The organism is Nocardia sp. NPDC059236, from assembly GCF_042754085.1.
Classification (GTDB): domain Bacteria; phylum Actinomycetota; class Actinomycetes; order Mycobacteriales; family Mycobacteriaceae; genus Nocardia.
This window is the reverse complement of the sequence record NZ_JBHZAF010000026.1, coordinates 59047-80967: the sequence shown is the minus strand read 5'-3', so window position 1 is coordinate 80967 and position 21921 is coordinate 59047. Positions and strand designations below refer to the sequence as shown.

The 21921-nt window shown below is 68.7% G+C and carries 25 protein-coding genes; 13 read left to right on the top strand and 12 right to left on the bottom strand.

Annotated elements, in window-relative coordinates; all coding sequences use genetic code 11:
* Positions 1 to 47 precede the first annotated feature (47 nt).
* The gene (locus tag ACFXIV_RS41695; protein WP_379402342.1) at positions 48 to 509 is read left to right on the top strand and encodes a MarR family winged helix-turn-helix transcriptional regulator; all 462 of its coding nucleotides are present in this window, start codon (positions 48 to 50) and stop codon (positions 507 to 509) included.
* 3 nt (positions 510 to 512) lie between these two features.
* Here ACFXIV_RS41695 and ACFXIV_RS41690 read toward each other — a convergent pair whose 3' ends face one another.
* The gene (locus ACFXIV_RS41690) at positions 513 to 983 is read right to left on the bottom strand and encodes a MarR family winged helix-turn-helix transcriptional regulator (RefSeq protein ID WP_379402344.1); all 471 of its coding nucleotides are present in this window, start codon (positions 981 to 983) and stop codon (positions 513 to 515) included.
* A 59-nt stretch (positions 984 to 1042) separates the two neighbouring features.
* Between ACFXIV_RS41690 and ACFXIV_RS41685 the strand changes: the two genes are divergently transcribed.
* On the top strand, positions 1043 to 1477 hold the full coding sequence (locus ACFXIV_RS41685; protein ID WP_379402345.1) for a hypothetical protein: 435 nt from the start codon (positions 1043 to 1045) through the stop codon (positions 1475 to 1477).
* Positions 1478 to 1487: 10 nt separating this feature from the next.
* Here the strand turns inward: ACFXIV_RS41685 and ACFXIV_RS41680 are convergent, their stop codons facing one another.
* The 4 genes from ACFXIV_RS41680 to ACFXIV_RS41665 all read right to left on the bottom strand — a co-directional run bounded on the left by ACFXIV_RS41680 (position 1488) and on the right by ACFXIV_RS41665 (position 5318).
* A complete protein-coding gene (locus ACFXIV_RS41680; protein ID WP_379402347.1) occupies positions 1488 to 2279 on the bottom strand; it encodes a MerR family transcriptional regulator in 792 nt (263 codons plus the stop codon).
* A gap of 14 nt (positions 2280 to 2293) precedes the next feature.
* Positions 2294 to 3055, bottom strand: a complete 762-nt coding sequence (locus tag ACFXIV_RS41675) for an ABC transporter permease (RefSeq protein ID WP_379402348.1) — start codon at positions 3053 to 3055, stop codon at positions 2294 to 2296.
* Positions 3056 to 3063: 8 nt separating this feature from the next.
* The gene (locus ACFXIV_RS41670; protein ID WP_379402349.1) at positions 3064 to 3882 is read right to left on the bottom strand and encodes an ABC transporter ATP-binding protein; all 819 of its coding nucleotides are present in this window, start codon (positions 3880 to 3882) and stop codon (positions 3064 to 3066) included.
* 98 nt (positions 3883 to 3980) lie between these two features.
* The gene (locus ACFXIV_RS41665; protein WP_379402350.1) at positions 3981 to 5318 is read right to left on the bottom strand and encodes a PQQ-binding-like beta-propeller repeat protein; all 1338 of its coding nucleotides are present in this window, start codon (positions 5316 to 5318) and stop codon (positions 3981 to 3983) included.
* Between the two features lie 139 nt (positions 5319 to 5457).
* On the opposite strand from ACFXIV_RS41665, the gene ACFXIV_RS41660 reads away from it, so the two are divergent.
* From ACFXIV_RS41660 to ACFXIV_RS41650, 3 genes are all read left to right on the top strand, one after another.
* The gene (locus ACFXIV_RS41660) at positions 5458 to 6204 is read left to right on the top strand and encodes an acyltransferase (RefSeq protein WP_379402352.1); all 747 of its coding nucleotides are present in this window, start codon (positions 5458 to 5460) and stop codon (positions 6202 to 6204) included.
* A gap of 84 nt (positions 6205 to 6288) precedes the next feature.
* Complete coding sequence (locus ACFXIV_RS41655) at positions 6289 to 6828, top strand: DUF1697 domain-containing protein (protein WP_379402354.1); 540 nt, start codon at positions 6289 to 6291, stop codon at positions 6826 to 6828.
* A gap of 46 nt (positions 6829 to 6874) precedes the next feature.
* Positions 6875 to 7309 (top strand): cupin, encoded by a 435-nt coding sequence (locus tag ACFXIV_RS41650; RefSeq protein WP_379402355.1) that lies wholly within the window; start codon positions 6875 to 6877, stop codon positions 7307 to 7309.
* 94 nt (positions 7310 to 7403) lie between these two features.
* On the opposite strand, the gene ACFXIV_RS41645 is transcribed toward ACFXIV_RS41650, so the two are convergent.
* From ACFXIV_RS41645 to ACFXIV_RS41635, 3 genes are read right to left on the bottom strand one after another with little or no spacing between them, the layout of a single operon-like run.
* Positions 7404 to 8666 carry a glycosyltransferase family 4 protein gene (locus ACFXIV_RS41645; RefSeq protein WP_379402357.1) on the bottom strand — a complete coding sequence of 421 codons (1263 nt, stop codon included), beginning with the start codon at positions 8664 to 8666 and terminating at the stop codon, positions 7404 to 7406.
* Complete coding sequence (locus ACFXIV_RS41640; protein WP_379402358.1) at positions 8663 to 10216, bottom strand: 1,4-alpha-glucan branching protein domain-containing protein; 1554 nt, start codon at positions 10214 to 10216, stop codon at positions 8663 to 8665. The genes ACFXIV_RS41645 and ACFXIV_RS41640 overlap by 4 nt, the downstream gene beginning before the upstream one ends.
* On the bottom strand, positions 10213 to 10995 hold the full coding sequence (locus ACFXIV_RS41635) for a class I SAM-dependent methyltransferase (RefSeq protein ID WP_379402359.1): 783 nt from the start codon (positions 10993 to 10995) through the stop codon (positions 10213 to 10215). The genes ACFXIV_RS41640 and ACFXIV_RS41635 overlap by 4 nt, the downstream gene beginning before the upstream one ends.
* A 191-nt stretch (positions 10996 to 11186) precedes the next feature.
* Between ACFXIV_RS41635 and ACFXIV_RS41630 the strand changes: the two genes are divergently transcribed.
* The 3 genes from ACFXIV_RS41630 to ACFXIV_RS41620 all read left to right on the top strand — a co-directional run bounded on the left by ACFXIV_RS41630 (position 11187) and on the right by ACFXIV_RS41620 (position 13724).
* The gene (locus ACFXIV_RS41630; protein WP_379402360.1) at positions 11187 to 11972 is read left to right on the top strand and encodes an electron transfer flavoprotein subunit beta/FixA family protein; all 786 of its coding nucleotides are present in this window, start codon (positions 11187 to 11189) and stop codon (positions 11970 to 11972) included.
* 37 nt (positions 11973 to 12009) lie between these two features.
* On the top strand, positions 12010 to 12969 hold the full coding sequence (locus ACFXIV_RS41625; RefSeq protein ID WP_379402362.1) for an electron transfer flavoprotein subunit alpha/FixB family protein: 960 nt from the start codon (positions 12010 to 12012) through the stop codon (positions 12967 to 12969).
* Positions 12970 to 13505: 536 nt separating this feature from the next.
* On the top strand, positions 13506 to 13724 hold the full coding sequence (locus tag ACFXIV_RS41620) for a hypothetical protein (RefSeq protein WP_379402363.1): 219 nt from the start codon (positions 13506 to 13508) through the stop codon (positions 13722 to 13724).
* Between the two features lie 543 nt (positions 13725 to 14267).
* Here the strand turns inward: ACFXIV_RS41620 and ACFXIV_RS41615 are convergent.
* Positions 14268 to 15596 (bottom strand): FAD-dependent monooxygenase, encoded by a 1329-nt coding sequence (locus ACFXIV_RS41615; protein WP_379402364.1) that lies wholly within the window; start codon positions 15594 to 15596, stop codon positions 14268 to 14270.
* Positions 15597 to 15643: 47 nt separating this feature from the next.
* Here ACFXIV_RS41615 and ACFXIV_RS41610 point away from each other — a divergent pair, with 47 nt between their 5' ends.
* Entirely contained in the window at positions 15644 to 16159 is a 516-nt protein-coding gene (locus tag ACFXIV_RS41610; RefSeq protein WP_379402365.1) for a CGNR zinc finger domain-containing protein, read from the top strand.
* Between the two features lie 349 nt (positions 16160 to 16508).
* Positions 16509 to 17135 carry an aminoglycoside phosphotransferase family protein gene (locus ACFXIV_RS41605; protein ID WP_379402366.1) on the top strand — a complete coding sequence of 209 codons (627 nt, stop codon included), beginning with the start codon at positions 16509 to 16511 and terminating at the stop codon, positions 17133 to 17135.
* Positions 17136 to 17159: 24 nt separating this feature from the next.
* Here the strand turns inward: ACFXIV_RS41605 and ACFXIV_RS41600 are convergent, their stop codons facing one another.
* Both ACFXIV_RS41600 and ACFXIV_RS41595 read right to left on the bottom strand, forming a co-directional pair.
* Complete coding sequence (locus ACFXIV_RS41600; protein WP_379402367.1) at positions 17160 to 17597, bottom strand: DUF1707 domain-containing protein; 438 nt, start codon at positions 17595 to 17597, stop codon at positions 17160 to 17162.
* Positions 17598 to 17658: 61 nt separating this feature from the next.
* A complete protein-coding gene (locus tag ACFXIV_RS41595; protein ID WP_379402369.1) occupies positions 17659 to 18249 on the bottom strand; it encodes a TetR/AcrR family transcriptional regulator in 591 nt (196 codons plus the stop codon).
* Positions 18250 to 18325: 76 nt separating this feature from the next.
* Here ACFXIV_RS41595 and ACFXIV_RS41590 point away from each other — a divergent pair, with 76 nt between their 5' ends.
* Positions 18326 to 19111 (top strand): SDR family NAD(P)-dependent oxidoreductase, encoded by a 786-nt coding sequence (locus ACFXIV_RS41590; RefSeq protein ID WP_379402370.1) that lies wholly within the window; start codon positions 18326 to 18328, stop codon positions 19109 to 19111.
* A complete protein-coding gene (locus ACFXIV_RS41585) occupies positions 19108 to 19599 on the top strand; it encodes an SRPBCC family protein (protein WP_379402371.1) in 492 nt (163 codons plus the stop codon). The genes ACFXIV_RS41590 and ACFXIV_RS41585 overlap by 4 nt, the downstream gene beginning before the upstream one ends.
* A gap of 10 nt (positions 19600 to 19609) precedes the next feature.
* Here the strand turns inward: ACFXIV_RS41585 and ACFXIV_RS41580 are convergent, their stop codons facing one another.
* Positions 19610 to 20470 (bottom strand): LysR family transcriptional regulator, encoded by an 861-nt coding sequence (locus ACFXIV_RS41580; protein ID WP_356997904.1) that lies wholly within the window; start codon positions 20468 to 20470, stop codon positions 19610 to 19612.
* A 112-nt stretch (positions 20471 to 20582) separates the two neighbouring features.
* Here ACFXIV_RS41580 and ACFXIV_RS41575 point away from each other — a divergent pair, with 112 nt between their 5' ends.
* Entirely contained in the window at positions 20583 to 21878 is a 1296-nt protein-coding gene (locus ACFXIV_RS41575; protein ID WP_379402372.1) for an NAD(P)/FAD-dependent oxidoreductase, read from the top strand.
* Positions 21879 to 21921: the final 43 nt, after the last annotated feature.

Here is a 21921-nt window from a genome sequence, read left to right as displayed (position 1 = left end):
CGAAGATAGATTAGAACTCTAATGATCGTCAAGGTTCGAACAACTGCATGAGCTATCATGCCGGGGTGACGTCGATGCCGGTCGAAGAACGCCTGGGGACCTTCATCAAGCGCGCCGAACAGGCGCTGATGGGTGCGAAGAACGCCGCCCTCAAACCCGCGGGCGTGACGATTCCGCAGTACGCGGCCCTCTACGTACTGAGTGAGAACCCGGGCATTTCGGCGGCCGAGCTGGCCCGGCGCTGCGGCGTCACGCCGCCCACCATGAACACGGTCCTCACCAATCTGCGCGAGCGCGGCCTCATCGAGCGCACGCCGCACGCCTGGCACCGCAATGTGCTCGAGACCCGGCTCACCGAGGAGGGCCGCACCGTCATGCACGCCGCCGACAAGCGGGCGGTCCCGGTCGAACGGGCGCTGGCCGCGGAGTTCACCGATGCCGAGCGCGAGACGCTCATGTCCATGCTCGAGCGTGCGGCCACCCTGCTCGATTCGGTGCGGCCGGACTGATCGCTAACGGTCGCTGATGGCGCCGAAGTCGGCGACGAATCTGGTGAGCAGCCGGGCGAATTCGGTGCGGTCGCGCTCGCCCCAGGCCGCGGTCGCCTCGGCGAAGACGGCCTGGCGGTTGGCGTGGGCGCGGCTCAGTGCGGTCTGCGCGGCGGGCGTGAGGTGCAGGTGGATGCGTCGCGCGTCGTGCTGGTCGGCACGGCGTTCCAGCAGGCCCTCGGTGACCGCGCGCGCCACCAGGCGGCTGGCGCGGGGCTGATCCACGCCCAGCGCGGCCGCGATGTCGGTGACGGTGGCCTCCCCGTCGCGCGCCTCGACCGCGTCGAGCACGCCGAAGAGGGTCGGATCGACGGCCGGTCCGCCCCCGCGGGCCGCGAATCTATTGAGCGCACGCCGGGTCTGGCTGCGCCGGATGGCCACCATGGCGCGCTCGATGGCGACGATCGCGGGGTCGTTGTCCTTCACCCTTGCCATCGTACAATTCCTTGCTAAAGTACATGTATATGTAATAAGACAACTGATTGGAGAATGTCATGACCGACACCCCGAAGCCGATCGGCTACTGGTTCAAGCACATCGACAAGACCCTCGAAGAGAACTTCGCCGCCCTGCTCGCCACCGAGGGCCTGCTGCGCCGCCACTGGCAGATCATGCACACCCTCTCCGGTGGCGCACTCGACGCGACCGGGCTCGACGTAGCCCTCTCGCCGTTCCTGAACGCCCAGGACCCTACGGCCGCACCATATGTCGGCACACTGCTCGACCGCGGCTGGGTCGTTCGCGATGCCGCGGGCACCTACGCCCTCACCCTCGAGGGCATCGGCGCGCACGCGAAACTGCTGGAGCGCATCGGGATTCAACGCACGGCGGCGACCGAGGGCCTCAGCGACGACGACTACCGCACGCTGCTCGATCTGCTGCAGCGCGTTTCGGCGAACGTCGACGCGTTCGCGCTGACCTTGCGGTAGCCGGCGCCCGTCACGGGTGCGGCGGCACCCGCTCGACCCGGGTCCAGCCCTTCCAGCCCCGCTCTGCCAGGATCGCCATGAGCCGTTCGGCGACCGGTGAGGTCTCGAGCATGGTCGTGTCCAGCAGGTCGACGAATTGATCGTCCATCACGTCGGTGAACTTGCCGCCGACTCTGCCGGTATCCGCCTCGCCGGCTGTCATGGCGCGAATCAGCAAGCGCTCCAGGATGTCGGCGACCTCGACGATTCGCGAGTCGTCCGCCGACCAGTCGAGCGCGCCACTGACCAGGTGATAGAGCCGCACCATGTCGGGGTTGTCCAGCTCCTCGTGCTTCTTGGCGATCACGGCGTCGATGAGGTCCGGCACCTGGGCGGCGATCATGATCCAGCCGTCCCGTTCCAGCTCGATGTACCGCTCCTCGACGCCGAGACCCCGCAGCCGATCGAGGTAGTCCACCACGCTCTGCGGCAACGCCAGCTGCTCGCCCGCGGCCAGCTTGGCCAGCCGTTCGCGAGTGCCCTGCAACCGCCGGATCTCGGCGCGCAACTCCTTGTCGATCGCCCGGACGCTCGCGGTGAACTCCTCCGGGTCGGCGTCGAGGAGCTCCTGCACCCGCGCCAGCGGCACCCCCGCGGCAGCGAGGGTGTGGATCCGGATCAGCCGCACCACCGCGGCCGCGTCGTAGGTCCGGTAACCGGAGTGGTCGCGCTCCGGCTCCGGCAGCAGTCCGATGCGGTGGTAGTGGCGCACCGCCCGCACCGTCACCCCCGCGTAGGCCGCCAGCCTGCTGATGGTGAGCATGGCTTCAGACTGCCTCAGGCGATCTTCCGGCGGTAGGTGACCATCGCGAATCCATAGGCCACGACCAGGATTCCGACGCACCAGGCCAATGCCGTCCAGACCTGGCCGCCGACCGGCTGCTGGGCGAACAGGCCGCGGATCGTATCGACGATCGACGTCACCGGCTGGTGTTCGGCGAACCAGCGCACCGGCGCGGGCATGCCCGCGGTGGGCACGAAGGCCGAGCTCACGAACGGCAGGAAGATGAGCGGGTAGGAGAACGCGCCCGCACCCTCGACCGACCCCGCCGACAGGCCCGGGATCACCGCGAGCCAGGTCAACGCCAGGGTGAACAGGATCAGGATCCCGGCGACCGCGAGCCACGCGGCCACTCCGGCACCCGAGCGGAAGCCGATGAGCAGCGCCACGCCCACCACGATCACGAGCGAGATCAGATTGGCGATCAGCGATGTCAGCACATGCGCCCACAGCACACCCGACCGCGCGATCGGCATCGACTGGAAGCGCTCGAAGATCCCGCTCTTGATGTCTGTGAACAGCCGGAACGCGGTGTAGGAGATACCCGATGCGATCGTGATGAGCAGGATGCCGGGCAGCATGTAGTCCACGTACTTTTCCGAGTCCGTGGCGATCGCACCGCCGAACACGTAGACGAACAGCAGCATCATGGCGATCGGCACGATCGCGGTGGTGATGATGGCGTCGGGGCTGCGGGTGACATGGCGCAGGGTCCGGCCCGTGAGTGCGGCGGTATCACCGAAGAAGTAGGAGGGCATCGTCTTTCCTAGGGGTTCGTGTCAGCGACGGAGTTCGCGCCGGCGACGTCGCTCTCGGGGTCGTCGCCGATGATCGCGAGGAAGATCTGCTCGAGCGTCGGCCGCTTCTCGACGTACTCGACGGTGGCGGGCGGGAGCAGTCGCTCCAGTTCGCCGAGCGTGCCGTTCGCGATGATCCGGCCCCGGTGCAGGATCGCGATCCGGTCGGCCAATTGTTCGGCCTCGTCGAGGTATTGGGTGGTGAGCAGTACCGTCGTGCCGTGGCCGGCGAGCTCCTCGATCGTCTGCCACACCTCGAGGCGCGCCTCCGGATCGAGTCCGGTCGTCGGCTCGTCCAGGAAGATCACCGGCGGATTCCCGATGAGGCTCATGGCGATATCCAGGCGGCGGCGCATCCCACCCGAATAGGTGGACACCTTCCGCGCACCGGCGTCGGTGAGCGAGAAACGCGCGAGCAGGTCATCCGCGATCGCGCCGGGCTGCGCGAGGTGGCGCAGCCGGGCGACGAGCACGAGATTCTCCCGCCCGCTGAGGATCTCGTCGACGGCCGTGAACTGCCCGGTGAGGCTGAAGGATTCGCGCACTGCGGCCGGTTGGGTGGCGACATCGAAGCCGTTCACGCCGACCGTTCCCGCGTCGGCCTTCAGCAGCGTGGCCAGGATCCGCACGGTGGTGGTCTTGCCCGACCCGTTGGAGCCGAGCAGCGCGAAGATGCTGCCGCGCTCTACCTCGAAGTCCACGCCCCGCAGCACTTCGAGCTGACCGTACGATTTCTCGAGACCCCGCACCCGGATGGCCGGGGCGTGGGCCGTTTCGGCAGTCGTCATCGTTCTTCTCCATCCCGGAGCTGTTCCGGTCGTTCCGGGAGGCTCCTGGCACCAGGATGGAGGGTTGACCCAGCGTCAGGGTCAAGCCGGACGCGGTGTCACTTCTCGGGTTTGAAGACGAACAGCTCGCCGATGCGGGTGGTCACCACGACCTCGCCCTGATCGCCCACGGCGGTGGCCACGGTCGTGCCCTCCGCGCCGGGCAGCTCGTTCGACTGCACCGTGGCGCCGGTCTTCGTGTCGAAGGTGACCAGCGTCAGCTTGTCGCCGATCGGCGCGACCGTGTACCCGGTCCCGCCCGCCGTCTGCACCGGCCGCCCGCGCAGCTCCAGATCCTTACGCTCCCAGGCGATCTCGGCGCTGTTCCCCCGGTCGTGCAGCGCGACCAGATGCCCCTCGTCGCCGGCGGGGACCAGCAGTCCGTCGGCCACCGAGATGCCGCCGCGCGCCGGGAAACCCAGATCCTGCACCCATTTGGTGTGCCCGGTGGCGGCGTCCACGGCCATCAGCCGGTTGGTGTTGTCGCCGACGTACACCGTGGACCCGTCGGCCGACAGCGCCGGGCTGGTGGCGCTGCCCTGTTCGAGCAGCTGCGCGATCCAGTCGACGTGAACGTCCTTGCCGCCGTAGGTGAGTGCGATCAGTGCGGCCGCCTTGTCGCCCGGCTTCCACACCGTCGCGTAGAAACGCCCCGACTTCTGGTCCACCGCCGACACATTCGCGATCGGGCACTGCGGCCCGCCGGTCGCGCAATCCTCCAGGCCCTGCCGGTCCGGCGGCCGGCTCAGCGACGGGTTGGTCAGGAAGTCGGGCTCGCCGAGCAGCTGGAAGGTGGACACCTGCCGATCGCCGGTCTGCCGGCTGAGCACGTCCACCTGTCCGGACTGGGTCACCGACAGGACATTTCCGTCACCGGTGAACTGCACCGACACCGGTGTCCCGGCGGCCGGGGTGCGCCAGCGTGGCTGCCCGGAATTGTTGAAGGAGTTCACCGCGCCGTCGTCGCCGACGTACACATTGCCGACGCCGTCCACCGCGGAGCCGCCGTCGACGGCGCTGGGACCCATCGGATTGCAGAACCGCTTGCGCCCGGTCGGCATCTGGAACGAGACAATATTGCAGGCATTGGCGCGGGTGGTGACGTACAGCTGACCGTCGCCGCCGATCGTCACCGGCTGCGCGACCGGACCGCCCACGGGCCGAGACCAATTCAGCGCCAGCTTCCGCGACCCGGTGACCGGACTCGACCCGCTGTTGTGCGCGTCGCGGAAGGCCAGCGGCCACCCCTTGCCCGGGCCTACGCCGATATCGTCGACCTTGGTGCTGCCGTACGCGCACGCGGTCAGCGTGAACAGCCCGGCGCTCGCCAGAGCCAGCACCTTCGCCCCGGTGCGGGTGCGTCGTTCACGTCCGGTCCGCCGCCTGCCGTTTCGCACCTGCTGGTGTCCCTTCTGCCAGTACGGAAGTCTGTAGTTTCTCGCCGGGCCGCTACAGCCGGAGCACAGCCTACTTTCACGCCCTGTGAGGGGGGCGGATACCCTCGTTGAAACGACCGGTGAACACAGGGAGTAGTTCGTGACGAGCATGTGGGGCGCACCGTTGCGCTCGCGTTGGCGGGGGTCGCGCCGCCGTGATCCGGAGCAGGCGCGTTTCCTCACCCTCGCGTCCCTCAGGTGGGTTCTCGCCAATCGCGCCTACACGCCCTGGTATCTGGTGCGCTACTACCGGCTGTTCAAGTTCAAGATGGCCAATCCGCACGTGGTGTTGCGCGGCATGGTCTTCCTGGGCCGCAGGGTCGAAATCCACGCCACCCCGGAACTGGGCCGGCTGGAGATCGGCCGCTGGGTGCACATCGGCGACGGTAATGCCATTCGCTGCCACGAGGGTTCGCTGCGCATCGGCGACAAGGTGGTGTTCGGCAAGGACAATGTCGTCAACACCTACCTCGATATCGAGATCGGCGAATCCACCCTGGTCGCCGACTGGTGCTACATCTGCGACTTCGACCATGTCACCGACGACATCAACCTGCCCATCAAGGACCAGGGCATCGTGAAGTCCCCGGTGCGCATCGGCCCCGACACCTGGATCGCGGCCAAGGTCACCGTGCTGCGCTCCACCCGGGTCGGCCGCGGCTGCGTGCTCGGTGCTCACGCCGTGGTCAAGGGCGACGTCCCCGACTACTCCATCGCCGTCGGCGCCCCCGCCAAGGTGGTCAAGAACCGCAAGGACGCCTGGGACTCCGCCGCCGAGAAGCGCGCCGCCCACCTGGCCGCCCTCGCCGACATCGAACGCAAGAAGAGCGGCGCCACCGCGTCCTGACAAATCACCGCCTGACCCATCACCGCGCAGAGGCCGGGCCGCGATGCCCGGCCTTTGTCATGCCCGCCCGGTACGTTCAGGCGCATGCACCGCTACGCCGCCTTCCTGCGCGGGATCATGCCCACCAACCCCAATATGCGCAGTGAGAAACTGCGCGGCGTCTTCGAGGGTCTCGGCTTCGAGAAGGTGAGCACCTTGCTCACCAGCGGCAATGTCGTCTTCCGGTCCGGCGACTCGGATGTCCCGGCCCTGGAAGCCAAGATCCAGCAGGCCCTCAACTCCGAACTGGGCATCCCCGGCGGCACCCTGATCCGGACCCACGCCCAGCTCCAGGCCCTCATCGACTCCGCCCCCTTCGCCGGCCTCACTCACGGCCGCGAGACCTACCTGACGGTCACCTTCGTCCGCGACATCCCGAAGTCCCTCCCCGAATTCCCCGAGGGCGAATCCACCGTCCGCCTCGTCCGCTTCGACAAGCCCTGCCGCGCCCTGCTCTCGGTCATCGACAACACCGACCCCAGCACCACGGGCTTCATGGCCGTCGTCGAGAAGGCCTACGGCAAGGACATCACCACCCGCACCTTCCTGACGGTCCAGAAGGCCCTCAAAAAGATGGACGCCTAACGCATTTCGGCCTGCGGGCCGTCGTGGGGCGCGATACCGTGGGCCGGTGACTCTCGGATTTCGAGCTGTGCTGACCGGCGTGGCGTCCGTCGCGCTGGTGGGGTCGCTCGCCGCGAATGCTCATGCGACGCCGTCCAGCGGCATCAGCGCCGTGATCCTCTCGCAGACCACCATCGGCGGTATGGACTACATTCTGCGCGAAATCACCGTGGCGCCAGGCGGTTCCACCGGGTGGCATTACCACGATGGGACGTTGTACGCGCTGGTGCGGCAGGGCGAGCTGAGCCATTACGGGTCGGACTGCGCGGTGGATCAGACCGGCGGGCCGGGTACCACGTTCGTGGAGCGGGCCGGGTCGGGGAATGTGCATCTCGAGCGGAATCTGGGCACCGAGCCGCAGATCCTCGATGTGCTGTATGTGCTGCCCGCGGGCAGTCCACTGTCCGAGGATGCGCCGAATCCGGGCTGCCCGTTCGACTGACCGGCTGCCGGGGTCGAGCGTCCGCTGACCCCGAATTAGAACTCGTTCCAATTCGGGGCGCAGGGATGTCCCAGGTGAATTCGAGCCGAGGGGCTCAGTACGGCTGGTTCGGGTCGCGTTCGGGGAGTGGGCGTTCCGCGATCACGGGACGGCCCAGCGGTGTCCGGACGCGGCGCTTGGCGGACTGGTAGACCAGGGCGGTCTCCTCGGCGACCACGTCCCAGGCGAAGTCGGCGGTCAGCCGCTCGCGGGCGGACCAGGCGCGATCCTGGGCGGCGGCGGGGTCGTCCAGCACCGAGATCACCGCGTCCGCAACGCCGTTCACGTCGGCCGGTTCGAACGAGGCGCCGGTGACGCCGTCGGTGACCAGGTCGCCGAGCCCACCGGCGGTGGAGGTGACCAGCGGGGTGCCCGCGGCCGCCGCCTCCAGCGCGACGATGCCGAAGGGCTCGTAGCGGCTGGGCAGCACGATGGCATCGGCGCTGTGCAGCCAGCCGAGCAGATCGGTGTGGTCGAGCTTGCCCACGAAGTTGACCGCGCGCGCCACCCGGTGCGCGCGGGCCCGCTCACGCAGCCAATCGAATTGGGTGCCGATACCGGCCACCGTCAGGGTCGTGCCCGGGTGCGCCTTGCGGATCCGCGGCAGCGCGGCAATAGCGTCCTGGATGCCCTTCTCGTACTCCAGCCGGCCCACGTACAGCAGTCGCGGCGGACCGGAGCGGGGCGCGCGCTCACGGAAGGTCCACGCGCCCACGTCGATACCGTTGCGGATCACCGTCATCGGCACCCGCTCGGCGCCGTAGAGCCGGTGCACCTCGTCCTTCATGGACTCCGAACAGGTGATGAGCGCGTCGGATTCGTGCGCCAGCCACCACTCCACCGAGTGCACCTGCCGATTCACCCGTCCCGACACCCAGCCGCTGTGCCGGCCCGCCTCGGTGGCGTGAATGGTGGAAACCAGTGGCACGTCGTAATACTCGGCCAGCGTGATGGCCGGGTGCGCGACCAGCCAGTCGTGCGCGTGCACCACGTCCGGTGTCCAGCCCTCGCCGATGCCGGGCTTGTTCAGCGCGATGCCGGCCCGCACCATGGCGTGGCCCATGGCCAGGGTCCAGGCCAGCATGTCCTCGCCGAAATCGAAGGCCGGCGGATCCTCGGCGACCGCCACCACCAGCACGCCCTCCTCGATGAAGGAGTGCGTCGGGTGGGTGGTGGCGTCGGTGCCCATCGGACGGCGCGCCAGCACGACGACTTCGTGCCCGGCCGCGGCCAGTTCGACGGCGAGGTGATGCACGTGGCGGCCCAGCCCGCCGACTACGACGGGTGGGTACTCCCACGACACCATCAAGATCTTCATGCGGGTCCTTCTGAAGCGGGGCCGAGCCTGCGCGCATCGAGCGCGGGGAAGAGTCCGTCGGCCGCGTACCATCCTGCCGCCAACTGCCCCGCTTTGGCGAGTTGCCCGGCCGCCACCGCCGCGGCGATCTCGCGCACGGCGTGGGCGTGTTCATGGGCGCGGTCACGCGCGTATCCGGCCGCGGAATCCTTGGACACCATGAACGCCCAGTCACTGGAGACGGCGAGGATCGCCTCTCGCAGCAGCTGGTCGGCAACCGTGTCGCGGAGCCCGAATCGGTCGTTGTGCATCGATCCGGCGTCCACCCGCATCTTGTCGAGGGTGTCCAGGGCCAGCCGCACCACCTCGGCGTTGAGCTCGACCAGATCCGCGACCTGGTCCCCGGCCCACACCCGCCAGTCCTTGCCCGAACCCCAGGAGGAGTCGGCCAATTCGACGCGTTCGCCCACGTAACCACGGGCCCGCGCATCGGCGAGCGTGCCGACGGTGACCCCCGCCTCGGGTAGCGCGCGCAGCACCTGTTCGAGCCACTGCGGACCCTCGTGCCACCAGTGCCCGAACAGTTCGGTGTCGAACGCGGCCACCACCAGGGCCGGGCGACCGATCCGTTCCGACTCCGAGATCAGCCGCTCCCGCACGGTCGCCACGAAGTCCGCGACGTCCTTCTCGATCGCCGCGGCGGCGAGTTCGGGATCGTAAGGGGCCTTGTCGGGGCCCGCGACGGTCTTGCCGGTGACGCGCGCCGGTTTCAGTCCGGTGGCGTGATCGTAGTGATGGAAATCACGATAGAAGGGCTGTCCCGGGTACCCGGATTTCGGCGACCACACCCGGTAGCTGACCGTCAGGTCGCGGCCGAAGGCCACCACATCCGAATCCCACACCGGCCGCCCGAGCGTGGTGTCACCGCGCAGCGCGGGACCGTCCACCATGAAGTGCGAGATGCCGACCTTGTCGTAGGTCGTTTCCATCCCGGGCGTGAACCCGCACTCCGGGGCCCAGATGCCGGAGGGTGTGTGCCCCCATCGGGCCCGCGCGTCCGCCAGCCCCTCGGTCAGTTCGTACTCGCGCAGCCGCGGATCCAGCAGCGGCTGGAACGGATGCGACAGCGGCCCGCCCAGCAATTCGATGGCTTCGGCGTCGATGAGCTCGCGCCACACCGGCGAGGCCCCGTGCATCCAGCGCGTCTCGAAATCGTCGAGAGCCGTTGCGGCGAGCCGGTGTTCGTGCCCGCCGAGCGCGGTATTGCCCGCCATGGACGCCTCGTCGGCACGCAGCCGCCAGTTGCCCAGCCAGTGGTGCATGCCCTTCAGGCAGTGCGGATCATCCAGCTGCGCCGCCAGCACCGGCGTGATCCCCAGGCTGATCAGGTGCGAACGGCCCTCTGCCGCAAGGGTTCTCAGCACATTCGCCACGGGCAGGTAGGACGCCGCCCACGACTGGTACAGCCACTCCTCGCCGACCGGCCAGCGCCCGTGATGAGCCAGCCACGGCAGATGTGAGTGCAGGACCAGCGTGAACTGGCCCGGCACCGGGGAAAGCTTGTCACTCACGGCTTCACCGCGATGGCCAGCAGATCCAGGCTGGCGTCGATGTCCCGCTCGGTGTCGGCGACCAGTTCGAAATCGTCGATGCGCACGGCGGCCACGTCCGCCGCCAGCTCCGCCGGCCACGGCTCGCCCGCCAGCGCCCGCTCGATCTGCGCGTCGATGATCGACCCGCCCCACTTCGCGTCCAGCGCTACGAGTTCGGGCCCGTGGAAGATGCCGGCCATCAGTTCCACGGTGAAACCGGCCTCGACGAGAAGTTCGGTCATCTCGGCGGCATTCAGCTCACGCGTGTGGAAAGGGTTGAGCGGCGTATCGCGCCCGGGGGAGAAGGTGATCCGGTTGGGGGTGGAGATCAGCAGCTTGCCGCCGGGCCGCAGCACCCGCAGGCATTCGCGCAGGAACTGCGCCTGGTCCCAAAGGTGCTCGATCACTTGGAAGTTCACCACGATGTCGACCGAGGCGTCGTCGAGCGGCAGCGCGGCCAGATTGCCCTGCACCATCCGCACCCGCGGGTACTTGGCGCGCACGTGCGCGACCGCGCTGTCGTCGTAGTCCAGGCCGGTGACCTGCGCGGCGACGTCGGCGATCATATTGGCGCCGTAGCCTTCTCCGCTGCCGGCCTCGAGCACGACCTTACCCGCGCAGTGCTCCAGCATGCGCACGTAGGCGATCTCGTGCCGCCGGAACCAGTAGTTCTCCTCGGCGATGCCGGGCACCGTCCGCTCACCGGTCAAAGGCAAGGGATCGGTGGGGTTTTCAACAGGACTCACGGCCTCGCTCATTGCTCCGACGTTAGCGGTTGTCCATATCACACCCGCGACCGGATCAGCCGATGCAGAAAGTCACACACTAAGTTACCCACGAGTAACTTAACGTAGGGTAATCTCCCGGACGAGCTACTTGTGGACGTACGTGACGAACTCGTGCGACCGCCATACCCAGTGCCACCAGAACAGGAGGTCGACGAAGACCAATGCCGAACATCGTCGTACTGATCAAGCAGGTTCCCGACACCTGGTCCGAGCGCAAGCTGACCAGCGGTGACTACACCCTCGACCGCGAGGCCGCCGACGCCATCCTCGATGAGATCAACGAGCGCGCCGTCGAGGAGGCGCTGTTGATCAAGGAGGCGCAGGGCGGCGAGGTCACCGTGCTGGCCGCAGGCCCCGACCGGGCCACCGAGGCCATCCGCAAGGCCCTGTCCATGGGCGCGGACAAGGCCATCCACATCAACGACCCGGCCATCCACGGCTCCGACGCCGTGCAGACCGCCTACATCCTGGCCGCGGCGCTGGGCCAGATCGAGGGCATCGAGCTGGTCATTGCGGGCAACGAGGCCACCGACGGTCGCGCCGGCGCCGTTCCGGCCATCATCGCCGAGTACCTGGGCCTGCCGCAGCTGACCCACCTGCGCAAGCTGACCGTCGACGGCGAGCGCATCGCCGGCGAGCGGGAGACCGACGAGGGCGTGTTCAAGCTCGAGGCGACTCTTCCGGCCATCGTCTCGGTCACCGAGAAGATCAACGAGCCGCGCTTCCCCTCCTTCAAGGGCATCATGGCCGCCAAGAAGAAGGAAGTTCAGACCTTCACCCTGGCGGAACTGGGCGTCGACCCGGAGACCGTGGGCGTTGCGAACGCCGGCACCCAGGTGACCGGTGTGACCCCGAAGCCGGCGCGCACGGCGGGCGAGAAGATCGTCGACGAGGGCGAGGGCGGCAACCAGATCGCCACCTACCTGGTCGGCCAGAAGATCATCTAAAGCCCCCGAGCCCAACGACTTTCAGGAGATAGAAAAAATGGCAGAAGTTCTGGTGCTCGTGGAGCACGCTGACGGTGCGCCCAAGAAGGTGACCACCGAACTCCTCACCGCCGCCCGCTCGCTCGGCACCCCGGCCGCCGTCGTGGTCGGCCCGGCCGGCACCGCCGACAAGCTGGGTGACGCCCTGGCCGCCGCCGGCGCCGAGAAGATCTACGTCGCCGAGGGCGACGACGCCGAGGGCTTCCTCGTCACCCCCAAGGTCGACGTGCTCGCCGGCCTGTCCGAGTCCGCCGCCCCGGCCGCGATCCTGGTCGCCGCCACCGCGGAGGGCAAGGAGGTGTCGGGTCGCCTGGCCGCCCGCATCGGTTCCGGTCTGCTCATCGATGCCATCGCCGTGAACGGCGACGGCTCGGTGCAGCACTCCATCTTCGGTGGCGCGTTCACCGTGGACGCCAAGGCCACCGGCGACGTGCCGGTGATCTCGGTGCGCCCGGGCGCCGTCGAGGCCGCCCCGCAGGCCGCCGCCGGCGAGAAGGTCGCCGTCGAGCTGCCCGCGCAGGAAGAGGGCGTCGTCAAGGTCATCTCGCGTGAGCCGAACGTGGGCGGCGACCGCCCCGAGCTCACCGAGGCCGCGATCGTGGTCTCCGGTGGCCGTGGTGTCGGTTCCGCCGACAACTTCGGCAAGGTCGTCGAGCCGCTGGCCGACGCCCTCGGTGCCGCCGTCGGTGCGTCCCGCGCCGCCGTCGACTCCGGCTACTACCCGGGCCAGTTCCAGGTCGGTCAGACCGGTAAGACGGTCTCCCCGCAGCTGTACATCGCCCTCGGCATCTCCGGCGCCATCCAGCACCGCGCCGGCATGCAGACCTCGAAGACCATCGTGGCCGTCAACAAGGACGAAGAGGCCCCGATCTTCGAGATCTCGGACTACGGCATCGTCGGCGACCTGTTCAACGTCGCCCCGCAGCTGACCGAGGCCGTGAAGGCCCACAAGGGCTGATTTCAGCTCTGCTGCAAGCGGATCGAATGTCCCCCGGCCGGATTCGGCCGGGGGACATTCGTTTTCGGGCCCAAGGAACTGAGGGCACGGAGGTGCCGCGAGTTCCGGCCACGTTTGAAACGTATTCCTTTACGTTTGCGCCATGCGCACTCTCCTCACCTCCCTCGCCGTAACCGCCGCCCTGGCTGCCGGAATCGGCCAAGCCGCTGCTACGCCACAATCCGGCTCCTCATCCGCATCGAGTGCCCTCGGGAACAGTGGCTCCTATGCGCTCGATGGCGGCCTGTGGTCGGACCTCGTGCAAACCGGTTCCGCCCAGGACCTGATTCACGGCTTCTGGTCTTCCCTTTGTTCCGGTAGCTCTTCGGCCTCTGCCGCGTACGGCCAGACGCAGAGCGCCTGCACCGGCCGTCCGGGCTAGCGTTCGTGCCCCCGGTATTGGGGGCTCGGAGCCGCTCTCGTTTTTGTGAAAAGGTGCAATTTATGATTGGGGCGCGTCGGCGGGGGTCGGTCGCGGTATCGAAAGGGATTGCCTCATGCGGATTCTCATGACCGGCGCTGCGGTCGCGGCAATGATGGCGGCCGGGATCGGGTCGGCTACGGCCGCGCCGCTGCCGCTGACCGATCCCACCGAGATCTCGGTGGCGACGGATGCGGTGGCGCCCGGAACCGGGGCTACCACGATCGCGGCATCCAACCCGAGTGGCAGCTGGGGCTGCGGTGTGACGGTGTTCTGCTCGGACCCCGTCGGGTAGCGCGATCGCTGTGCGTCGTGGACGTACAGTTACACCGTGCGTGGGCGATTCGATCCTCGGCGATGGCGGGCCGAGGAGCGCGTCGCCCGTAAGACCAGTAACGCTGCCGGTTCCGGATCCGACGGCGTCGAACTCGGCGACGTCGTCGCGGCCCTGCATTTCGATCTCGCAGAATGGCTGGGATCGGACGTGCCCCTGAAGGTCTTCGACCGCATCTCCGAGGCGCTGGACGACCAATTCACCTCGGTCGTGACCACCGGGCAAGCCGTGGACCGCGAGACCTTCCTCGCCGGCATGTGGTCGGCCCGAAACATGCTGGCGGGCGTGGAAATCGAGGTCTCCGAGGTCCAGGAGATCGCCCGCAGCGGCCAGCTGATCGTCGTCCGCTTCGTCGCCGAGAACCGCATCGGCACGGTGAAAACCGGTCGGCGCACAGTGACGGCCGTCCTGGTGACCGACGGCCGAACCTACCTGTGGCGCACCGTGCACGAGACACCGGTACCGGAACCGGCCGCCGCTACGCCACAACCAGCCACCGAGAGTTCAGCCGTAGACGCGAGCGGCGATGTGGCCGTCGGGCCGGACCAGCAGACCGGTAGTGGGGGGGAGGCTGCAGGCATCGCGGAGGGCCTGGGGGAGTTGGGAACCGGTGAGCAGCACGTGGCCGGGGCCGACCAGGTCGAGGGTGGAGCGGCCGTCGGGGAGCCAGGCGTGGGGGAGGCGGTCGCCGATCTCGGCGGCAGGAAGGTAGCCGCGATCGGCGAGGGTGGTGCCGGTGTCCCGGTAAGCGGTGCCGAGCAGCAACTCGTCGTCGATGCGGTAGCTCCCGCGCGTACGGAAGTTCTCGGTGGAGATGTCGATGACCTGGCGGGCGAGCTCGCGGCGCTCGGATTCGTAAGTGCCGAGCAGGATTTCGGGAGCCGCCCCGGTGATCACGGCGGCCAGCTTCCACGCGAGGTTGTCGGCGTCGCCGATCCCGAGGTTCATGCCGTGGCCACCGGTGGGCGGGACGGCGTGGGCGGCGTCCCCGGCGAGCAGGACTCGGCCGGACCGGTAGGAGTCGACCAGCCGGGCGTCCATGCGCCAGGTGGCGGTATCGCGGATGACGACGGGCAGATCGGAAATGCCGCTGCCGCGGCGAATCCGGTCGATCAGGTCGATGTCACCGGGATCGCGCCCGTGCAAGGGCTGCTGGAAGATCCACTGCCGGTCATTGTCGACCGCGAGAAACCCACCCCCGCCGGTCAGGAAGTATGAGGCGCTCGCCCGGTCCGCGACCACCGGCCCCAGGGCCGCTTCGAAGCGGACACTGAGGAATTCGTTCAGGCCGGTCGGTCCGTCCATGGTGATCCCAGCCCCGGTGCGAACGGTGCTGTGCGCGCCGTCGCAGCCGACGAGCCATTCCGCTTGCAGCACGGTCACTTCGCCGGTGCGCTCGTCGCGGACGGTCGCGGTGACCCCGGATTCGGCGGGCTCGTACGAGAGCAGCCGCATACCGCGCTGGACGCGATCACCCGCCCGCGCGGCCAGCACTAGTTCGAGCGCGTCCTGGGAACAGATCAGCCCGGGCGACGGCGTGTGTTCGATGTCGCCCGGTATCGGCTGGGTGCGCACGTAGTCCGGATCGGTGAGCGTCTTCCCACGAAAGAACGCGACGTGCTCGGCGGGCAGTCCCGCCGCGCGGATGTCCGCTTCGAGCCCACAGCGCCGGAAGATCTCCATGGACCGGGCCGAGATCCCGCGCGCCTTCGGATGCGGGGAGGGTTCGGTGCGGGCCTCCATGACCCGATGGTCGATTCCCATGCGCGACAACAGGATCGACAACGTCAGCCCGACGGGGCCGCCGCCGATCACCAGCACGGATGTACGCATGACCCTCCTGTAACGTCAATATCTTGTATTGACGTTACACTGGCTGCGTGGTGGATGACCAGAACCCCCGGGGCCTGTACTTCCTGGCCGACCTCGCGAATGCCGTGCGGGACGAAGCCGATGACGACGAGCTCCGGCGCGTCATGCGCCACCACCGTGCACCCGACCGCTACACCGCCGCGAAGCCTGCGGAAGTGCGAAGGGCGATCGGCCCTATCACGGACATCCTCGAGATGAGGAATCCCGACGAGGCGGCGCACGCCATCAACACGCTGCTGGCCGACTACCCCGCGCGCCCGATCCTGGTCCAATTCCCCGGCCGCCCATGGTCGATGCATTCCCGCCCGCCCGAGGACGCCGACCCCGAGTACTGGCTGCTCTCCACCGCCGCCCTCGCCCTCGGTCTGTGGCTGAGCGACCGCGGCCGCTGCGCCTGGGGCCGCTGCGCCGCCGCCGACTGCGGCCGCTACTTCATCGACACCGGCCGTCGCCAGCCCCAGAAGTACTGCGGCACCACCTGCGCCACCCGAACCCGGGTGGCCGCACACCGGCAACGTCGCTAGCCAGGCGCAGGCCGGCTACGGCAGGCTGGGGCGATGCCGATCTCACTTCCGCCCGGGCTGGCCGAGAACATCGCCGACAGCTTCGGCGAGCGCGGGCCGCGATGGCTGGCCGATCTGCCAGGTCTGGTGGAGAAGCTTTGCGCGGCTTGGGAGCTGGAGATCGTCGGCGGCAGTTTCGGGGGCGGGACACATTCGTGGGTCGCGCCGGTCCGGCGAGCCGATGGCTCGGTCGCCGTGCTGAAGGTGCCGGTGGTCGACGAGGAGAACTGCGGCGAGCCGACCGGGCTGTACTGCTATGGCGGCGACGGGGCGGTGCGGTTGTACGAGTTCGATCCGGAGTCCGGGGCCGATGCTGCTCGAATGGGCGCGGCCGGGCACGGAACTGCTGTATCAGCCCGGGTTTCCGAGCCTCGAGGGGCGGCCGGAGCACATCGCGAAGGTCGACCAGGCGTGCCGGCTGTATCGGCGGCTGCGCCGGGAGCCGCTCGCGACCCCGGACGGGTTCCCGGAATTGCCGGCGGCCACCGGGATGGTCGCGGAGTGGGAGGCGATGTTCCTCGCACCGGAAGCTGCTGTCGCCGAGGTGATTCCGGCGCGGCTGCGGGATCGGGCCGCCGAGCGGTGCGGGGAGCTGGCGGTGCCCGACGGGCCGCTGCTGGTCGTCAACCGCGACACTCATCTCGGCAATATCGTTGCGGCGGAGCGGGAGCCGTGGCTGCTCATCGACCCGAAGGCATATCTGGGGGAGGCGGCGTTCGATGCCGGGTTCCTGGTGATGATCCAGGTGCAGAGCGACCCGACGCCGGAGCATGCCCGGGCGGTGGCCGACCGGACCGCCGCGGGATTGGCCATCCACGCCGATCGAGCCCGCGCCTGGGCGTTCATGCGATCGATGGAGGAGATCGTGTGGGCCATCCAGGACGAGGAGCCCGAGGATCTGCGACTGCATCTCGCGGTGGCGGCGGCCCTGGCCTGACCGCCGGAAACCACTGCGGCGGAACTACCGCGGCCGATACCGATCTCGCGCCGCCTGCCGCCGCCGCTGCGCGTCGCGCTGCACCACCATCCCGATGGAGGTGGGGATCAGCAGCGCGAGTCCCCACGGCGCCGCGACCCAGATCGGCCAGAAGTAACCCAGTCCGGTGGCCACCCAGATCACCACGCACATGAGCGTCACGAAAACCCAGGGCGCCCAGATGATCTTCACCCAGAGCGGCACGCTGCTCACGTCGGCCGGGGCGCTCCGGCTGGAAACCCGTTGGACCGGTAGGTCGGACATGATCGGCGCGAGTTCCCCGTAGGTCCGGGCCGAGTACACCTGCTGCAGTCGTTCGTCGAACTCGTGCAGCGTGATGCGCCCCTCGTCCATGGCCACGCGCAGCCGGTCGACGATCTGTTCGCGGTCCCTGTCGGAGGCCCGCATGTTCTCCTGCCCCACGATGCCAGCGTAATTCGGTTCCGGCGGACGTGTCGGCCGTATCCGGCCGGGTGCGCCGCGCTCAGGTGGCGGCGGGCAGTCCGGCGATGCTCGCGACCAGCGCGCGGGCGTCCGCGCGCGCGGTGTCGGCCCAGGGCGCGCTCGGTTTGTGGATGTGCAGGGACGCCACCCCGTGCACGGCGCACCAGATGCGCAGGGCGGTGGCGCGCCGGGTCCCCGAGTCGGTCTCGGGCAGCAGCCGGGCGAGGCGGTCGAGCAGGTCGAGGCCGGGTCCCTCGCCTTCGGTGTCGAGCGGATCGGGCCGCTCGAAGAGCAATTGGTATGCGCCCGGGTGGTTTTCGGCCCAGGTCAGGTAGGCGCCGAGCAGGGCGTCCAGTCGCTCGGCGGGCGTCGCGCCGGCCGGGTCGGCGGCGTCGAGGTCGGCGCGCAGCCGGCCGAAGAGTTCGGCGATGACGGCGTAGTTCAGCGCGTCCTGGGAGGCGAAGTGCATGTAGACGGCGCTGGGGGCGACGCCGCAGGCGCGGGCGATGGCGCGCAGGGACGGCGCAGGCAGCGGTTGTGGCTCGAGTAGCAGGTCGATGGCCGCGGCGACGAGTTCGGCGCGCAGCCGCTCGCCTTCGCCGCGGGTTCGGCGCTGTCGGGTACCCGGCACGAAGTCCTCCTTGACAGAGATGACTGAACAGCTGTTAAGTATACATAGCTGAACACCCGTTCACCTAGGAGGAGAAATGACCGAGTGGTATCCGGCGACCGCGGTCGTCACCGGCGCGAGCAGCGGCATCGGCGCGGCCTTCGCCACCGCCCTGGCCGCCCGCGGCTGCGATCTGATCCTGGTGGCCCGGCGCGAGCCGCGGCTGCGGGACCTGGCGAAGGAATTGGAAGGCGCGCACGGGGTTTCGGTGCGTGTACTCGCGGCGGACCTCGCGGATTCGGCCGGTGTGGCACGGGTCGCCGAGGTCTGCACCGATCCGCTGCATCCCGTCGGCATCCTGATCAACAACGCGGGTTTCGCCACCCACGGCGCGCTGGCCGACCATGCGGCCGGGAAGGTCCGCGAGGAGATCGCGGTGAATGTGGCCGCGCTGGCCGAGCTGACCCACGCCGCACTGCCGGCCATGGTGACCCGCGATCGCGGGGTGATCGTCAATATCGCCTCGACGGCGGCCTTCCAGCCGATTCCGTTCATGGCCGTCTACGGCGCGACCAAGGCCTTCGTGCTCTCCTTCACCGAGGCGCTGTGGGGTGAGCTGGAGGGGTCGGGCGTCACCGCGCTGGCGGTCTGCCCGGGCGCGACCGACACCGAATTCTTCGATGTGGCCGGCGAAGCGGCGAGTGTCGGCAGCCGGCAGACGTCGCAGCAGGTGGTGGCCACCGCCCTGCGGGCCCTGGATCGCCGCAACCCGCCGCCGAGCGTCGTGTCCGGCACCGCCAATGCGGTCTCGTCGAGTCTGCCGCGAATCCTGCCCCGCCGCACCACCATCCGCGTGACCAGGCGTCTGGTGGGGGCGAAATGATGTTCGCACTGCGCCCGAGTGAACTCGGCGACATCGACGCCATGCGCCTGCACCTGCACAGCGAGCGCACGGTGGCGGCCTCGGCGGCGCGCACCTTCGAGATTCTCGCCTCGGGGGAGGGGCAGACCGAGTGGGCGAACGGCTATCGCGCCACCACCTGGTACTCGAATGTCCATGCCGCGGGCGCGATCCGCGATATCCACCTGCGCTGGATCACCGTGCGGGAACGCTTCCTGGCCTGGGAACCGGCCGCGCGCTTCACCTTCGGCGCGGACGCCATGTCGATTCCCCTGGCCCGCCGCATGATCGAGGACATCTCGTTCACGCCGATCGACGCCGGGCACTGCACGCTGACCTGGCAGGTCCATCTGGATCCGGCCCCGGCGCTCGCCCCGGTCGAGGCGCGGTTCGTGCGGTCGATGCTGACTCCGATGTTCGAGTCCTTCGCGGCCGGTCTCGCCGAGTTCGCCGCCGCGCATCCCGGTTAGGGGTGGTGGGTCACGCGCAGTGCAGCGCCGCCAGCAGGGTGGTCACGATGGGGGAGGTGCGGCCCTCGCTGCGGGTCACGGCCGAGACCGGGATGCGCAGCGGGTGCCCCGTGAGCCGCAGGGTGGCGATGCCCTCGGTCTGGCTGTCGGCGTAGAGGATGGTCCAGGCGTCGGGCCGGTTGATGAGTTCCATGGTGGCGGTGTGGTCCGGCGGGATGGGCGGGCCGAAGACCGGCCCGGTGGGGAGGTCGGCGAAGGCAGCCCGCACCACATTGTGGAGCAGGACCTGTTCCGACTCGGGCGGGAGCAGCAGCGGATAGGCCCCCAGTTCCGCGAGGGTGACATCCCCGCCGCGCATGACGAGCGGGTGCGCGGTGGAGGTGGCGATGACGGGATCCTCGTCCCAGAGCTTCTCGACGGTCAGGCCCGGCTGGTCGACACTGCCCCGGATGAGGGCAAGGTCACAGTCGCCGTCGGCCACCGCCTGGATGCGCTGCCGGAAGGGCTTGATGACGAATTCGATCTCCGCGCCCGGGTGCGCCTCGCGCGCGCCCGCGATGGCGGACAGTGATCTAGTTGCAAAGCTCATATTAGCCGCCAAGCGAATGCGCGGCCCGGAGGCCCGCACAGCTGCGCGAATGGCCGATTCCAGGCTCAGCATTTGCTTCGCAAGGGGAAGTAGCCGAGTGGTCGCGTCGGTCGGGACGACCGAGCGTGTGGACCGTTCGAAGAGGTTCACGCCGAGGTCGCGTTCCAGCCGGGCGATCTGATGACTGATAGCCGACTGCGAGATGAAGCATCGGCTCGCGGCCCGGCTGAAGCTCAGCTCCTCACAGACCGCCACGAAGTAGGCCAGTTGGCGCAGCTCCACGGCATTCTCCAATTCATGATCAACGTAGATAAGAGTCATCTTGATTATGCGCCCTGACGGCTGGAACAACCGCGTTCCGAATCACGGTTAGTCATGACGGAAGGGAGCAGTCATGCAACACGTGGAGGCGGGTATCGAAACCGCCGATGTCGTCATCGTCGGATCGGGCTTCGGTGGTCTCGCCGCTGCGAAGCAGTTGAACAAGTCGGGTATCCGTTACGTCCTGATCTCGGGTACGCCCGAGCACCTCTTCCAGCCACTCCTCTATCAGGTGGCGACGGGGGTGCTGGCCTCGGACGAGATCGCGCCTCCCATGGCCAATATCCTGCGCAACCACAAGAACGGCGAGGTGCGGCTGGGCAAGGTCACCGCCATCGACGCCCCCAATGCGGTCCTCACCTATGAGACATCCGAGGGTCCGCGCCGGATCCGGTACGGCAAGCTCATCGCCGCCACCGGCGCCAGCCAGTCGTACTTCGGCCGTGACGACTTCGCGGACAAGACGTTCTCGCTCAAGACCATCGACGACGCCCGCAACCTGCGCGCGCAGATCCAGCGCGTCTTCGAGCAGGCCAAGGATGCCGACCCCGAGACCCGCCGCCGGTTGCTGAGCTTCGTGGTGGTCGGCGCGGGCGCGACCGGCGTCGAGGTCGCCGGTCAGTTGAAGGAGCTCGCGAAGAGGTACTACCACCAGGAGGACACCGTCACCCTGGTGGAGGGCGCGGGCGTGGTGCTGCCGCCCTTCGGTGGCGGGCTGTCGGAATACGCCAAGGAGTCGCTGGAGCGCAGCGGCGTCGAGGTGCTGGTCGACACCTTCGTGACCGACATCGAGGACGGCAAGGTCACCGTCAAGAGCAAGGACGGCGTGGAGCGCCGGATCGCCGCCGAGACCGTGGTGTGGTCGGCGGGCGTGCAGGCCGGCGGCTTCGCCCAGGTGCTGGCCGAGGCCACCGGCTGCGAGACCGACCGCGCCGGCCGCCTGCTCATCAACCCCGACTGCACCGTCGGCGGCCACGCCGACATCTTCGCCATCGGTGACATGACCTACCTCAACGGCTACCCCGGCCAGTCGCCGGTGGCCATGCAGGAGGGCCGCCACGTCGCCGACATCATCCGCGGCAAGAAGCCCGCGGCCACGCCGTTCAAGTACTGGGACAAGGGCTCGATGGCGGTGATCAGCCGCTTCAGCGCGGTCACCAAGCTGAACGACAAGGTCAAGTTCACCGGTCTCATCGCCTGGGTGGCCTGGCTCGCGGTGCACATCTACTACCTGGTCGGCTTCCGCAACCGCTTCGCCGCGGTGCTGTCCTGGCTGGTCGCCTTCATCGGCAGCGGCCGGCCCGGCTTCAACGAGGTCGAAAAGGCCTCGGCCGCAAAGACTCCGGAGAAGTCACCGGTAGCGGCCTGACCGCAGGAACGAAACGAGCCGCCCGGCCATAGCGCCGGGCGGC

What these genes read in the sequence shown, in the direction of transcription:
- ACFXIV_RS41690 (WP_379402344.1), bottom strand. Translation starts at nt 983, where the DNA reads ATGGCAAGGGTGAAGGACAACGACCCCGCGATCGTCGCCATCGAGCGC.
- ACFXIV_RS41635 (WP_379402359.1), bottom strand. Translation starts at nt 10,995, where the DNA reads ATGAGCGAGGCCGTGAGTCCTGTTGAAAACCCCACCGATCCCTTGCCT.
- ACFXIV_RS41695 (WP_379402342.1), top strand. Translation starts at nt 48, where the DNA reads ATGAGCTATCATGCCGGGGTGACGTCGATGCCGGTCGAAGAACGCCTG.
- ACFXIV_RS41585 (WP_379402371.1), top strand. Translation starts at nt 19,108, where the DNA reads ATGATGTTCGCACTGCGCCCGAGTGAACTCGGCGACATCGACGCCATG.
- ACFXIV_RS41670 (WP_379402349.1), bottom strand. Translation starts at nt 3,882, where the DNA reads ATGACGACTGCCGAAACGGCCCACGCCCCGGCCATCCGGGTGCGGGGT.
- ACFXIV_RS41645 (WP_379402357.1), bottom strand. Translation starts at nt 8,666, where the DNA reads ATGAAGATCTTGATGGTGTCGTGGGAGTACCCACCCGTCGTAGTCGGC.
- ACFXIV_RS41655 (WP_379402354.1), top strand. Translation starts at nt 6,289, where the DNA reads ATGCACCGCTACGCCGCCTTCCTGCGCGGGATCATGCCCACCAACCCC.
- ACFXIV_RS41605 (WP_379402366.1), top strand. Translation starts at nt 16,509, where the DNA reads ATGCTGCTCGAATGGGCGCGGCCGGGCACGGAACTGCTGTATCAGCCC.
- ACFXIV_RS41615 (WP_379402364.1), bottom strand. Translation starts at nt 15,596, where the DNA reads ATGCGTACATCCGTGCTGGTGATCGGCGGCGGCCCCGTCGGGCTGACG.
- ACFXIV_RS41620 (WP_379402363.1), top strand. Translation starts at nt 13,506, where the DNA reads ATGCGGATTCTCATGACCGGCGCTGCGGTCGCGGCAATGATGGCGGCC.
- ACFXIV_RS41685 (WP_379402345.1), top strand. Translation starts at nt 1,043, where the DNA reads ATGACCGACACCCCGAAGCCGATCGGCTACTGGTTCAAGCACATCGAC.
- ACFXIV_RS41680 (WP_379402347.1), bottom strand. Translation starts at nt 2,279, where the DNA reads ATGCTCACCATCAGCAGGCTGGCGGCCTACGCGGGGGTGACGGTGCGG.
- ACFXIV_RS41575 (WP_379402372.1), top strand. Translation starts at nt 20,583, where the DNA reads ATGCAACACGTGGAGGCGGGTATCGAAACCGCCGATGTCGTCATCGTC.
- ACFXIV_RS41625 (WP_379402362.1), top strand. Translation starts at nt 12,010, where the DNA reads ATGGCAGAAGTTCTGGTGCTCGTGGAGCACGCTGACGGTGCGCCCAAG.
- ACFXIV_RS41590 (WP_379402370.1), top strand. Translation starts at nt 18,326, where the DNA reads ATGACCGAGTGGTATCCGGCGACCGCGGTCGTCACCGGCGCGAGCAGC.
- ACFXIV_RS41630 (WP_379402360.1), top strand. Translation starts at nt 11,187, where the DNA reads ATGCCGAACATCGTCGTACTGATCAAGCAGGTTCCCGACACCTGGTCC.
- ACFXIV_RS41675 (WP_379402348.1), bottom strand. Translation starts at nt 3,055, where the DNA reads ATGCCCTCCTACTTCTTCGGTGATACCGCCGCACTCACGGGCCGGACC.